The 12,330-nt window shown below is 65.7% G+C and carries 12 protein-coding genes; 6 read left to right on the top strand and 6 right to left on the bottom strand.

From position 1 onward, the window contains the following. Position 1 precedes the first annotated feature (1 nt). Positions 2-1,426, top strand: a complete 1,425-nt coding sequence (locus HALRU_RS12510; RefSeq protein ID WP_015301756.1) for an ATP synthase subunit B — start codon at positions 2-4, stop codon at positions 1,424-1,426. A gap of 86 nt (positions 1,427-1,512) precedes the next feature. On the opposite strand, the gene HALRU_RS12505 is transcribed toward HALRU_RS12510, so the two are convergent. Further along, on the bottom strand, positions 1,513-1,731 hold the full coding sequence (locus HALRU_RS12505; RefSeq protein WP_148680531.1) for a hypothetical protein: 219 nt from the start codon (positions 1,729-1,731) through the stop codon (positions 1,513-1,515). 58 nt (positions 1,732-1,789) lie between these two features. On the opposite strand from HALRU_RS12505, the gene HALRU_RS12500 reads away from it, so the two are divergent. The 3 genes from HALRU_RS12500 (at position 1,790) to HALRU_RS12490 (ending at position 3,227) form a co-directional block, all read left to right on the top strand. Then, entirely contained in the window at positions 1,790-1,993 is a 204-nt protein-coding gene (locus HALRU_RS12500) for a zinc ribbon domain-containing protein (RefSeq protein WP_015301754.1), read from the top strand. Between the two features lie 108 nt (positions 1,994-2,101). After that, the gene (locus tag HALRU_RS12495; RefSeq protein ID WP_015301753.1) at positions 2,102-2,812 is read left to right on the top strand and encodes a V-type ATP synthase subunit D; all 711 of its coding nucleotides are present in this window, start codon (positions 2,102-2,104) and stop codon (positions 2,810-2,812) included. Positions 2,813-2,837: 25 nt separating this feature from the next. Next, positions 2,838-3,227, top strand: coding sequence for a DUF6276 family protein (locus HALRU_RS12490; RefSeq protein WP_015301752.1), 390 nt, complete (start codon positions 2,838-2,840; stop codon positions 3,225-3,227). Positions 3,228-3,241: 14 nt separating this feature from the next. On the opposite strand, the gene HALRU_RS12485 is transcribed toward HALRU_RS12490, so the two are convergent. Beyond that, the gene (locus HALRU_RS12485) at positions 3,242-5,077 is read right to left on the bottom strand and encodes a bacterio-opsin activator domain-containing protein (RefSeq protein WP_245547746.1); all 1,836 of its coding nucleotides are present in this window, start codon (positions 5,075-5,077) and stop codon (positions 3,242-3,244) included. Between the two features lie 255 nt (positions 5,078-5,332). Continuing rightward, positions 5,333-6,592 (bottom strand): peptide chain release factor aRF-1, encoded by a 1,260-nt coding sequence (prf1, locus tag HALRU_RS12480; protein ID WP_015301750.1) that lies wholly within the window; start codon positions 6,590-6,592, stop codon positions 5,333-5,335. A gap of 135 nt (positions 6,593-6,727) precedes the next feature. On the opposite strand from prf1, the gene minD reads away from it, so the two are divergent. Both minD and HALRU_RS12470 read left to right on the top strand, forming a co-directional pair. Next, on the top strand, positions 6,728-7,558 hold the full coding sequence (minD, locus tag HALRU_RS12475) for a MinD/ParA family ATP-binding protein (protein ID WP_015301749.1): 831 nt from the start codon (positions 6,728-6,730) through the stop codon (positions 7,556-7,558). Between the two features lie 77 nt (positions 7,559-7,635). Next, the gene (locus HALRU_RS12470; protein WP_015301748.1) at positions 7,636-7,995 is read left to right on the top strand and encodes a DUF7344 domain-containing protein; all 360 of its coding nucleotides are present in this window, start codon (positions 7,636-7,638) and stop codon (positions 7,993-7,995) included. 126 nt (positions 7,996-8,121) lie between these two features. Here the strand turns inward: HALRU_RS12470 and argS are convergent, their stop codons facing one another. The 3 genes from argS to HALRU_RS12455 form a co-directional block, all read right to left on the bottom strand. Next, positions 8,122-9,903 (bottom strand): arginine--tRNA ligase, encoded by a 1,782-nt coding sequence (argS, locus tag HALRU_RS12465; protein ID WP_015301747.1) that lies wholly within the window; start codon positions 9,901-9,903, stop codon positions 8,122-8,124. 96 nt (positions 9,904-9,999) lie between these two features. Continuing rightward, positions 10,000-11,211 (bottom strand): pyridoxal-phosphate dependent enzyme, encoded by a 1,212-nt coding sequence (locus HALRU_RS12460; RefSeq protein ID WP_015301746.1) that lies wholly within the window; start codon positions 11,209-11,211, stop codon positions 10,000-10,002. After that, positions 11,211-12,167: a succinylglutamate desuccinylase/aspartoacylase family protein gene (locus HALRU_RS12455; RefSeq protein WP_148680691.1), complete on the bottom strand. Its 957-nt coding sequence runs from the start codon at positions 12,165-12,167 to the stop codon at positions 11,211-11,213. The genes HALRU_RS12460 and HALRU_RS12455 overlap by 1 nt, the downstream gene beginning before the upstream one ends. Positions 12,168-12,330 lie beyond the last annotated feature (163 nt).

The following is a 12,330-nucleotide window of genomic DNA, read 5'->3' as shown; positions in this document are numbered from 1 at the left end:
CATGAAGGAGTATCAGACGATCACCGAGGTCAGCGGACCGCTGGTCTTCGCCGAGGTCGACGAAGCCGTCGGCTACGACGAGATGGTCGAGATCGAAACGCCCGCCGGCGAGACGCTGCGTGGGCAGGTCCTGGAGTCGAGCGAAGGGCTCGTCGCGATCCAGGTATTCGAGGGGACCGAGGGGATCGACCGCAACGCGTCGGTCCGCTTCCTCGGCGAGACCATGAAGATGCCCGTCACCGAGGATCTCCTCGGACGGGTGCTGGACGGTTCCGGGAACCCGATCGACGGTGGCCCGGAGATCGTGCCGGACGAACGCCAGGACATCGTCGGCGAGGCGATCAATCCCTACTCCCGGGAGTACCCGGAAGCGTTCATCCAGACCGGCGTCTCCGGTATCGACGGCATGAACACGCTCGTGCGCGGCCAGAAGCTCCCGATCTTCTCGGGCTCCGGCCTGCCACACAACGATCTGGCGCTGCAGATCGCGCGCCAGGCGTCCGTGCCGGAAGAAGACGAGAGCGGTGACGGAGACGACGAGGGCTCCGAGTTCGCGGTGATCTTCGGTGCGATGGGGATCACGCAGGAAGAAGCGAACGAGTTCATGGAAGACTTCGAGCGCACCGGTGCGCTGGAGCGCTCGGTCGTCTTCATGAACCTCGCGGACGACCCGGCCGTCGAGCGGACGGTCACGCCGCGCCTGGCGCTGACGACCGCCGAGTATCTCGCGTTCGAGAAGGACTACCACGTCCTGGTCATCCTCACCGACATGACCAACTACTGTGAGGCGCTGCGCGAGATCGGCGCCGCACGTGAGGAGGTCCCGGGTCGCCGTGGCTACCCCGGATACATGTACACCGACCTGGCCCAGCTCTACGAGCGGGCGGGTCGGATCGAGGGCCAGGAGGGATCGGTCACGCAGATTCCGATCCTGACGATGCCATCCGACGACATCACGCACCCGATCCCGGACCTGACCGGCTACATCACGGAAGGTCAGATCATCGTCGACCGATCCCTGAACAGTCAGGGTGTCGAGCCGCCGATCGACGTCCTCCCGAGCCTGTCGCGCCTGATGGACGACGGGATCGGCGAAGGCCTCACCCGTGGGGATCACGGCGACGTCTCCGACCAGCTCTACGCCGCGTACGCGGAGGGTGAGGACCTGCGCGACCTCGTGAACATCGTCGGTCGCGAGGCCCTCTCCGAGCGTGACAACAAGTACCTCGACTTCGCCGAGCGGTTCGAAGCGGAGTTCATCCAGCAAGGCTTCGACACCAACCGGACGATCGAGGAGACGCTCGGCGTCGGCTGGGAGCTCCTCTCGATGCTCCCGAAGGCGGAACTCAACCGCGTCGACGAGGAGTTCATCGACCAGTACTACGTCGAAGACGAGAGCGAGACGGTCGAAGCGTCCGCGGACTGATCGCTCGCGACTTTCCGTTCTGCTGTCGGTATCGAACGCGTTTGACCAGTGCGTCGCTCGTCTCGAGTGGTTGCTGTCGGTCTCAGTCAGTCCCAGCCGACGTCATCGTCGTCGCGTTCGTCATTCGGCCGCTCGTCTGGTGACCCGTCTTTCGTTCCGCGCCCGCCCTGTTCGATCGCGCGCCGTTCGGCCTCCGCCCGGTCCATCACCGGCGGATCGGCGGTTTCTTCCTCGATCAGCCACCAGAGGCCGAAGAACATGGCGAGCGAAACGAAGAGGAGAGCAACCATCGTCGCGGCTACCATAGCCATACGTGTCAACTCGACCGGCAAATACTTTGTTCTCCGGATTCCATCTCGTGATATGAAGGACGGAGAACGCGGCTGTCCGAAGTGCGGGCATACGAAGACGGAGACGGACAAGATCTCGACGACTGGCGGTGGACTCTCGAAGATGTTCGATATCCAGAACCGGAGTTTTCAGGTCGTCAGTTGCACCAACTGCGGCTACTCCGAGCTGTACCGGGGACAATCCTCGGGGAACATGATCGATCTGTTTCTGGGGTAAGTCGGAATCGGTGTCGGGTGGTTCCGGACTCGGTCGGACGTCGTCGCTGGACCGTCTCCGGCACATCTGAAAACAGTTATCCGCCTGGGTGCGAAAGGTCTCGGTAAGATGGCCACCGACGTCAAACCGACCCGCAAGGAGTTGATGGCGATCGAGGATCGCATCGAACTCTCAGAGCGGGGCCACGGCACGCTAGAGCAAAAGCGCGACGGCCTCATCATGGAGTTCATGGACATCCTCGATCGCGCGCAGGACGTCCGGGGCGAACTCACTTCGGACTACGAGGAGGCCCAGCGGACGATCAACATGGCCCGTGCGATGGAGGGCGACGTCGCGGTTCGCGGTGCCGCCGCGGCGCTGCAGGAACATCCCGAGATCACTACCGAGTCGAAGAACATCATGGGCGTCGTCGTCCCGCAGATCGAGTCCTCGCGCGTCTCGAAGAGCCTGGACCAGCGTGGCTACGGGCTCATGGGCACCTCGGCCCGTATCGACGAGGCCGCCGAGGCCTACGAGGATCTCTTAGAGAGCATCATTCTCGCCGCCGAAGTCGAGACGGCGATGAAGAAGATGCTAGAGGAGATCGAGACCACGAAGCGTCGCGTCAACGCCCTCGAGTTCAAATTGCTCCCCGACCTCTACGAGAGCGAGGAGTACATCGAGCAGAAACTCGAAGAGCAAGAACGTGAGGAGATCTTCCGCATGAAGAAGATCAAGGACAAGAAAGAGGCCGAAGAGGCGGAGGACGCGGCCGCTGCCGAGGAAGCTGACCCGTTCGTCGACGCCGACGTCCAGGAATCAGTCGCCGGCGGCAACTGAGTTCGGACCCCTCGCTTTCTCTCCTATGGACTGTCCGTGCACCGTCGACCCAGTCGTCTTCATCGTCCCCGAGTCACTTCGAGCGTGTGCGCCGGACGAGGCGGCTGCGGCGGCGATCTGTCCTCGTTGTCTGACCGTCGCGTCGGCTCCCGATTCCTCGTCGACCGAGCCCGATTTCTCCCGGATCAGTGTGGCTTTCCCGGACGGTGAAGGGGCTATCGCGCTTGCGCTCGCGCTGGGACTCCTGGAGTCGCTGGCGCTGAACCGGTCGGCGATCGAATCGGCGTTAGATGCCGCCGAGCGGGCTGGAACCGACACGCTGCTCGTGATCGACCGGCTGATCGACGATCCGGACGTAGAGCCGGCGATCGATCTGGAGCGCCGTCGGGACAAACTCGAAAGTCTACTGTACTGAACCGCGGGGGTCGGTCAGCGCCCGTCGAGGAATTCGTCGAGGATCTTTCGCTCGGCCGTGCGGACGTGCTGGTGGAAGGTTGCGGGGCTGATATCGAGCGTCTCGGCGACGTCTTCGCCGGAACTGTCGCGTGGCCACTCGAAGAAACCGGCGTAGTACCCGGCTTTCAGGGCGGCCAGCTGGCGCTCGGTGAGCGTCGATTCGAGGACGGACGAGACGTAGTCCTCGGTCGGGCGTCGTTTCGTCTTCTGGCGTCTGGTTACCGGTTCGATGCCAGGGTAATTGTCGCGAAGGCCAGCGATCAGGCGGGATACGTCGGCACCAGGCGGGAGGTGCACGCGGGTAAACAGGTCGCCGTCGACGAGCCGTACGTCGTCGACGTACCCGCCGTTGGCGGCGACCACGGAGGGAATCGGTGCGTCTGTGAGTGAAACTTCGAAACTCGTCTCGTCGCCATCGGTCGAGATGACCTCGCAGGACTCGTACTGGGGTGTTTCGTCGGTGTCTACGAGCGTTTCGACGGCGGCCAGGCCGCCGTCACTGGCCGTTCCGTAGAGGACGTACGAGCCGTCGCCAACGGGGATCGTCTGGTGGAACTGGGCCGTGCCTGTCGGGGAGTAACTCAGTCCGAGTGTCTCGAAGAAATCGCGACACTGCAGGCCGATTTCGATGATATCGTCGCTCATCATCGCCCGTTTGCGTTCCGCGGCGGAGATAGCGTGGCCGACGGTCTCGCCGAGTTGGCCGATGACCGCCCGTTCGTCCTCGTCGAAGGCGTCGGTCCGATCGGTGTAGAGACAGAGTAGTCCGTACAGCGTCGACTCGTGGAGGATCGGGATCGCGACACAGCCCGAAAAGCCGTGTTCGGCGGCGACCTCTCGCCAGGGTTCGAACGTGGGGTCCGCCTGGACGTTGGGGCAGGCCTGTACCTCCCGCGTTCGGACGGCGCGGGCGGCAGGCCCCTGTCCGAGGGGCGATTCCGGATCGGTCGAGATCGTCACCTCGTCAGCGTAGCCGTCGAAGCCACGTTCGACCCGCGGCTGTAGTTCCGATCCCGTCGGATCGACCTCGGCGATGCAGGCGCTGGCGTAGGCGTCCGACTGGACGAGCTTGGTACAGACCGCCTCTTCGATCTCGTCTCGTGTCGACCCTTCGAGCGCGGCGGCGGTCACGTCGCTGACGATGTCGTGAAGGTCGTTCAAGATCGCCAGCCGTTCCTGCTGGCGGGCGAGCGTCGCCTCGCGCGCGTTTCGATCGCGGTCGTCCCGGACGATTCCGACGGCACCCAGAAGTGCACCTGCGTCGTCGGTCCACGCGCCGAACGCCGTGGTGACGGGGACCGTCGTTCCGTCGACGCGCTCCAGTTCGAACTCGAGCGAGAGGTCGGTCGTCGTCGTTTCGTCCTCGGTCGCGCGGAGCCGGGCGTCGAGTTGGGTCGTGACGTTGCCGGGGCCGATCGACGACAGTGCCCGTCCCTGTATGTCCGCCCGATCGTAGCCAAGGAGAGCGGTGAACGCGTCGTTGACTGCGACGAGCGTGCCGTCGCCGTCGATCTCGAAGACAGGTTCGCCAACCACTTCGATGACGCGCCGGGCTAGCGAGCCGGTGGCTTCGAACGGCCCCCGATCATCGGTGGATCGCTCCCACCAGAGCCGTTCACCGTCGTCGATCGATTTCGAGTCGAGGACGCCCGCCTCGGCGAGCGCCGCCAACTGATCGGCGACGACCGTCGGATCACGACCGACCGCGTCGGCGACTTCCCCCGTCGAGAGCGGCTCACCGGTTCCGGCCGACGAAAACACCGCCCGAACGTCGGTGTCTCCATTTTCCTCGCCAGCCGGTGATGACATATGACTATCGTATACGGTCACGGGTTTAAGAATTCCGTCGGCGGCGTCGGCCGTGTCGCTGTCTTCGCCAGTCATCTGCAGCTGGTCGTGAGCGAACAGGGGACGGTGAGCGGATCACTCGTGAGAATCGGGAGCCGACGATAGTTCGATCGGACGATTACACCGCGGAACCAGAGTGGGCGACCGTGACGAACTGGATGGACGGGCGAAACGGGGGTGGACCGTGGGCGGTGTACGACGGGGTACTCGGGGTCCTTAGACGCCGGTCGAGTACCGGAGGATGCCGGCAAATCCGCCGAAGGCATCGTAGAGCTGCTCGCCTTTCTCGAAGTCCGTCGAGATGAACTTCGTCTCCGTGCCGCGCTGTTCGGCGATCTCGATCAGGTGTTCGATCGCGTCCTCGCGTTCGGCGTCGTCGGCGTCCACTTCCGTCCCACACTCGCTACAGGTGTGATCGGTCGTCGACTTGCGCCGGTCGACGACCTCGCGGTCGGTGGTGCCACAGTCGGGGCAATCGTAGCTGATGACGTCCTTGCGGAGGTCCTCGCTGATCAGGAGCCGTTCGACGGAGCCCATGACCAGATTTCGCCGGGTCTGTTCGAACCCGTATGTGGCCAGCTCGCCAGCGTTGAGTTCCTCGAAGAAGGTCTCCATCTGGCGCTTGTCTTTCATTACCTCCGCGTCGGCTAGCGCGTCCTGGGCGTTGTCGACGAGTTCGCGGAGCCCGGACTCGTCGGTGTAGGAGACGTCGAACTTGCCGATGACGGAGTCTTGCAGTTCGTGGTGAAGGTAGTCGCCGTCGAGGAACTCCTCTTTGGTGGGCGAGGGGCCACCGACGAGGATACCTTCGATATCGTGGCGTTCGGGGACGAAGAGGTCGTTCGCCATGCCCGCGACCTCCTGATAGAAGTTGTCGATCGCCTCGAGTCGGAGGCGGGCGAATCGCTGGGCCGACTGGCCCCCTTTGCGCTGTTTGCCGGGGACGAGCGAGGAGGCGGACTTGACTGGCTCGATGCGCTTGCCCTTCAGCCAGCCGACGTTTGCTTCTCGCCGATCGAGGACGACCAGGCCGTACAGCCCCTGGTCGGCCAGCATATTCTCGAGCGGTTCGGTGAGAAAGTCCGAGTCACAGTGATAGCGGAAGGATTCGACCGGCTGGGGCGGTCCCTCCAGGACCTGGGTGACCATTTCGGTCCGGCCGCCGCCGGAGTCGACGGCCCCCGAGAACAGGACCATTCCGTTGTCCGGGGGATAGGTGTCGTAGTACTTGAGGCGGTCTTTGATACTCGTCAACGCGTCCTGGACGTTCGTCCGGGTCTGCTTGGACTTGATGTTCGAGGCCTCGGAGTGCTCCTGGGTGACGTGTGCGACGACGTCACTGATCTGGCGATCGTCGGGGACGTAGATCGTTACGAGCTGGGTCCCCGACCCCTCGTAATTTTTGAGGTCCTCGATCACCTTCCGGAACTCGTATTTCTTCCGGTCGGTTTGGCCCTCGGCTCCCTCGCTACTCATTGTCCAAACGAAACGGAGCGAGGGCTAAGTACCTGTTGACACGATAAGCGCCCGTGTCGGCGTGAGCCGTCTGCCGCCCGTCGGACGGGTTGCCACGATTTAAGGTGATCCCGGCCCACTGATCCGATAGTGACCATGCCCCAGGAGACGGTGTACGCCATCGCGAGCGGGAAGGGTGGCGTCGGGAAGACGACCACGACGGTAAACCTCGGGACTGCCCTCGCGCAGGCGGGTGAGCGGGTCGCGATCGTCGACGCAGACCTGGGGATGGCGAATCTGGCCGGATTCGTCAGTCTCTCTCCCGGGTCGGCGACGCTCCACGACGTGCTCTCGGGCGAGGCATCGATCGAGGACGCGACCTACCGGCTCGCAGCAAACATCGTCGGGGTACCAAGCGGTAACGAACTCGCCGACTACGCCGAGACGGAACCCGATGGCCTGGGCGAGGTCGTCGAGACCCTCCGTGACCGCGTGGACTACGTACTCATCGACGTAGGCGCCGGCGTGAGCCACGAGTCGATACTCCCACTCGGGCTCGCCGACGCCGTCGTCCTCGTCGCGACGCCGGAACCCGCCGCGGTGCAGGACGTCTCGCGGACGATCGAACTCGTCGATCGAGTCGACGGTGAGGTCGCCGGCCTCCTCGTCACGCGGACCCATCCGTCCGGTGACGTCCCCCCAGAAACCATCGCCGAGAAACTGGGTGTCGCGGAACTCGGGGCGATTCCGGAAGACAGGGCGGTGAGAGCGAGCGTCTACGCGGGGACACCGCTCGTCGTCCACGCCCCCGAGAGCGACGCGGCGGTCGCGTACCGCGAACTCGCCACGACGTTGACCGGCGTCGAGACTGCCGGGCCGTCGGGGGACGAGGCTGCGGCGGATGATTCATCGACAGCCGACCCTGACGACGCTGCGTCCCACGACGAGGTCTCGAGTGCGATCACCGACGCCGAACCTGACGCCTGAGCCCGTCTCCGCCCGACTCCAGAGAACCTAAACAGTTTGGGGAAATTGTCATACGTTTTCAGCCGGAGCAATTTGATATGGCTACCCCCATCGACACAACCGAGGCCTGTGAACTTCTCTCGGACCCCCTCCGGCGGTCGGTGCTCGAACTGTTCCGTGACCGGGCGGTCTGGCCGATCGACGAACTCGCGGTCGAACTCGTCGATCGCGACGGAACGGCGCCGTCGGCGGCTGGCTCGTCGGCGACCGCCGAACGGACGCAGATCGAACTCGTCCACAACCACATCCCGCGGCTCGTCGACCACGGCGTCCTGGAGTGGGACAGCCGGTCGGGTGACGTGGTTCGAAGCGATGGGTTCGACGCGCTCGACCGGATTGCCGAACTCGCCCCGGACGATCGTCAGCCGACCGTCGCGACGCTTACGGACGGGAACTGATCGACCGGTCTGATTGTATCGCCAGCTGGGCTGGAGCGAGGGTAGCCGGTAGCGCGGGTCACCGATCGTCGTGTTGTGCTCCCGATCTGAGCGGCTGCGACCCTCGGTGTGAGATGGTCGTCTCGCTCACATCGACCGCGGTGGGGCGACGCCGAGGACGTCCAGCGCGTTCGCCATCGTGTGCTTCGAGGCGGCGACGAGCGCGAGGCGGGCGTCCCGGGTGTCTGTGTCGACGTCGTCGGCGAGGACCGGACACTCCCGGTAAAACGCGTTGAACGTCTCGGCGAACTCGCGCGTGTACGTCGCGATGCGGTGGGGTTCGAGGTCGTCGGCAGCCTCCTCGATCTCCCACGGGAAGCGGCCGATGGTCTCGATCAGGTCGCGTTCGGCGTCGGTCGCGAGTGCGTCCGTGTCGATCGTCGTCGCGAGTCCGTCCTGTGCGTTTCCGGGGTCCAGGCCAGCCTCTTCGAGGATGCCACAGCAGCGAGCGTGGACGTACTGCACGTACGGCGCCGACTGGGCCTCGAAGTCGAGCGCGCGGTCCCACTCGAAGGTGATGGCCTTGGTCGGCTGCTTGGCGACGATGTCGTAGCGAACGGCGCCGATGCCGACCTGTCGGGCGATGCGATCGATGTCGTCCTCGGTGAGGTCGTCGTCGCGGATGCGGTCGTCGAGGCGGTCTTCGACCTCCTCGCGAGCACGGTCGATGGCCTCGTCTAAGAGGTCGTCCAGGTCGATACCGGTCCCCTCACGGGTGCTCATCCCCTCGCCACCGGGGAGGTTGACCCACCCGTAGAACATCGAGGTGAGTTGATGGGTGTCGTTGCCGAGCACCTCGAGGGCGGCCGCGAGCTGTCGCGCGTGTAGCTCCTGATCCTCGCCTAGGACCGTTACGGCGCGATCGAAACGTTCGAACTTCCACTCGTGGTGGGCCAGGTCGCGCGTCGTGTACAGCGACGTGCCGTCCGAGCGCAGGAAGACGAACGACTTATCGATCCCCCACGCCTCGAGATCGAGCTGCCAGGCATCCTCTTCACGCTCGGCGACCTCACTGTCCTGTAGTCGGGCGACGATGTCGTCGGTCGATCCGTCGCGCATGAAGCGCGTCTCTTTGACGAACTCGTCGAACTCGGCCGGCAAGCGAGCGAGGCACTCCTGCATGCCCGAGAGCACCTGATCGACAACCTCGCTCACGCGCTCGTAAGTCGCTTCGTCGCCCGCCTCGAGCCCCTGCATGATCGATTCAATCTCGGCTTCTGCCGCCGCGACCTCGTCGTCAGGGCCGTTTTCGAGGAACGCGTTGCCCTCGCGGTAGTAGCGAACCAGGTCGTACTCGATGCGGTTGCGGTCGGGTTCTCGGTCGAGTTCGGCCTCGTCGAAGGTCTCGTAGGCCCACGTGAAGACGGCCATCTGGCGCCCGGCGTCGTTGACGTAGTAGTGGCGGTCGACGTCGTAGCCGGCGTAGGAAAGCAGCGTCGCGACGGCGTCGCCGATGATCGGGTTGCGGGCGCGGCCGACGTGGACCGGTCCCGTCGGGTTGGCGCTCGTGTGCTCGACGACCACCGACTCGTCACGATCCGGCCGGTGTCCGTAGTCGTCGGCCGTCGCTGCCTCGACCGTCTCGGCGTAGTAGGTGGGACTCGGCAGGAAGTTCACGTAGGGTCCCTGGGTCTCGACGCGGTCGACGTAGCGCAACTCGTCGACGTCGATCTCGTCGGCCAGCTCGGCAGCGACCTGTGGCGGCGCGGCACCAACCTCGCCGGCGAGCCGGAAGGCGACGCTCGAGGCGAGAACGCTGTCGACGTCGTCCGGCGGTTCCTCGATCCCGAGGTCGTCGGTCGGCAACTCGCGGGCCGAGAGGGCCGCGTCGAGCGCCGAGGCGACCTCGTCGCGAAGCGCTGGGAACATATCGCTCCGTTTTCGGGGCGCGGGTATAGGAATGTCGGGTTCGGCCGGTCCGCGGATGCCGCGCGGTCACTGCGGTGGGGCGGTCGTCGGACGTCGCTACATCGTCTTCAGGCCGGAGCCGGTCAACGGCACGACGACGTCCTCGTCTTCGTCGAGGTGGCCCAGTTCGCGCAGGTGGGCGAGTGCGGCCGGCGCGACGGCCGTCGTGGGTTCGACGTAGAACCCGCCGCGGTGGAGTCGATCGAGGGCGTTCTCGACCGCGCCGTCGCCGAGGCCGATGGCGGTCCCGTCCGTCGCTTCGATCGCCTCGACGATCTGACTGCCGCGGGCGGGCTCGCGGATCTGGATGCCGTCGGCGATGGACGCCTCGGATTCGCCTTCCTCGACGACGCGGTCGCCGTCGACGACGGTGACAATCGGGTCGTAGCCGACCGACTGGACGCCGAGCAGACGAGGTATCGTGTCGGTGATGCCTGCCTCACGGAGGAGGTCGAAGCCGCGGTAGGCTCCCAGGAAGAGCGTCCCGTGTCCGATCGGGAGGACGAGCGCGTCGGGGGCGCTCCACTCGCGCTGGGCGGCGATCTCGAAGGCGAACGTCATCGTCCCCGCGTAGAAGGCGGGGTTCCAGGCGTGACTGGCGTACCAGCCGCGTCCGGTCTGATAGGGGGCGTCCGGATGGCCGTCGGCGGGGGTCGGGTGGCCGTCACTACCCTCACGGTCAGCCGCCGCGCCGTTTTGGTTGCCGGTGGCCGCACGGACGCCCTCGACGGCGTCGACGCAGGCGGCCGTGACGTCCTCGCGCGAGCCCGGCACCCGGACGGGCCGGGCGTCGACGCGCTGGATCGCCATCAGTTTCGACTGTTTGACGTCCTCGGGGACGTAGATGTCGGCGGGGAGCCCCGCCCGTGCAGCGTAGGTGGCGATCGCGGCACCGGCGTTGCCCGAGGAGTCCTCGATCACCTTCTCGACGCCGAGTTCGACCGCCCGCGAGAGCGTCGTGGTCGCCCCGCGGTCTTTGAACGAGCCCGACGGGAAGACGTACTCCAGTTTGAAGTCGGCGTTCCACTCGGGGGCGTCGACGAGCGGCGTGAAGCCCTCGTGGAAGGTGACGTGTTCCTCGATCGGGAGGAACTCGAAGAACGTCCAGAGACCGCGGGAGGTGTCGAGACTCGACAGTGGCCGGGGATGGCCCTCCGGGTACGGTCGGTCGACGAACTCGAGGGCGTGTCCGCAGCCACAGCGCCAGGGTTCGTCGGGGCCGGCCTCGTAGACGGCGTCGCAGTCGGGGCAGACGAGATCTGACGCCATCAGACCGTCTCCACCCCGGTTCCGACCGAACAGACGTACTCGCCGGTGGCGACCTGCGGCAGTCGTCGGGTCCGCCAGACGACGCCGTCGGTCTTCGCACGGACGGTCGCCTTGGGCTCGCCGAACGGTGTCGTCACCGTAAACAGCGTCTCGCCGGCCTCGACGCGGTCACCGAGATCGCACGCGAGGCTCACGAGCCCGCCCGCCGGCGCACTGAACTGGTCGAAATCGTCGGCGCGTATCTGGGGCTCGACCGTCGCGTCGCCGTCGAGGAAGCCGTAGTACCGGAGCACGTTGAAGACACCCTCGACGCCGGTCTGGATGCTCGATTCGTCCCACCCGACGCAGCCGCCGAGTTCCGGGTCGACCGTCGGGATCCCCTCGTCCGGGGCGACGCGGGCCAGCTGTCCCTCCGGCCCTTTCTGGTCCAAAATGTGGCCGGCGCCGAAGACGCGGGCGAGTTCGAGACACTCGTCGTGCAGTCGGTGGCGCTGGCCGCAGCGGACGCGTACCTCGTCGATCATGCGGCTCGTCGATCCCTGGTGGAGGTCGAGCACGAGGTCCGCCCGGCTCGCGGCCTCGAACGTCGCCGCCGCGATGCGCTCGCTCGATGTCCCGGTTTCGTCGCCGGGGTAGGTCCGATTCATCTTCCGGTCGTCGATCGGGTTACGGTGTTCGGCGACCTGATAGGCGTGGTAGTTGACGATCCCGACCACGAGGATCGTCCCCGAGAGCTCGGCGGGATCGAGCTGTGGCACCACGCGCTGGAGGACGCCCACGCCGTTCAGTTCGTCGCCGTCGCTCGCTGCTTGCAGGTAGAGGGTCGATCCGGAGTCGGCCCCGTTGATCACGGCGACCGGGAGCCCGAACGGCGAGCCGTCTCGAGTCTCGCCGACCTCGAGCCGACCCGTATCGAGCTCCCCGGGGGCCGCGTTCGCCGTTCCCAGCGTCGTCATGGGATGGACGATGGTGGCGCGTGTCTTTACTGGTTCGGTCTCCGGCACGTCGGCCCGGGTGAGGACGGTCCCGTCGTCCGGTGGTCCCGCTCGACCGAAGCGACTGATCGGTCCGCTCGATCGAATCATCGATCGAACTGGCTGGCCGGGCCCGAAACGGGAA

It is taken from the genome of Halovivax ruber XH-70 (genome assembly GCF_000328525.1).
Lineage (GTDB): Archaea > Halobacteriota > Halobacteria > Halobacteriales > Natrialbaceae > Halovivax > Halovivax ruber.
The sequence above is the reverse complement of the archived record's forward strand: the minus strand, read 5'-3'. Positions and strand labels throughout refer to the sequence as shown.

Excerpts from the sequence above, each read along its gene's own strand:
- HALRU_RS12490 (WP_015301752.1), top strand. The coding sequence starts at position 2,838 with ATGGACTGTCCGTGCACCGTCGACCCAGTCGTCTTCATCGTCCCCGAG.
- HALRU_RS12470 (WP_015301748.1), top strand. The coding sequence starts at position 7,636 with ATGGCTACCCCCATCGACACAACCGAGGCCTGTGAACTTCTCTCGGAC.
- HALRU_RS12460 (WP_015301746.1), bottom strand. The coding sequence starts at position 11,211 with ATGGCGTCAGATCTCGTCTGCCCCGACTGCGACGCCGTCTACGAGGCC.
- prf1 (WP_015301750.1), bottom strand. The coding sequence starts at position 6,592 with ATGAGTAGCGAGGGAGCCGAGGGCCAAACCGACCGGAAGAAATACGAG.
- HALRU_RS12510 (WP_015301756.1), top strand. The coding sequence starts at position 2 with ATGAAGGAGTATCAGACGATCACCGAGGTCAGCGGACCGCTGGTCTTC.
- HALRU_RS12485 (WP_245547746.1), bottom strand. The coding sequence starts at position 5,077 with ATGTCATCACCGGCTGGCGAGGAAAATGGAGACACCGACGTTCGGGCG.
- HALRU_RS12500 (WP_015301754.1), top strand. The coding sequence starts at position 1,790 with ATGAAGGACGGAGAACGCGGCTGTCCGAAGTGCGGGCATACGAAGACG.
- HALRU_RS12495 (WP_015301753.1), top strand. The coding sequence starts at position 2,102 with ATGGCCACCGACGTCAAACCGACCCGCAAGGAGTTGATGGCGATCGAG.
- HALRU_RS12455 (WP_148680691.1), bottom strand. The coding sequence starts at position 12,167 with ATGACGACGCTGGGAACGGCGAACGCGGCCCCCGGGGAGCTCGATACG.
- minD (WP_015301749.1), top strand. The coding sequence starts at position 6,728 with ATGCCCCAGGAGACGGTGTACGCCATCGCGAGCGGGAAGGGTGGCGTC.
- HALRU_RS12505 (WP_148680531.1), bottom strand. The coding sequence starts at position 1,731 with ATGGTAGCCGCGACGATGGTTGCTCTCCTCTTCGTTTCGCTCGCCATG.
- argS (WP_015301747.1), bottom strand. The coding sequence starts at position 9,903 with ATGTTCCCAGCGCTTCGCGACGAGGTCGCCTCGGCGCTCGACGCGGCC.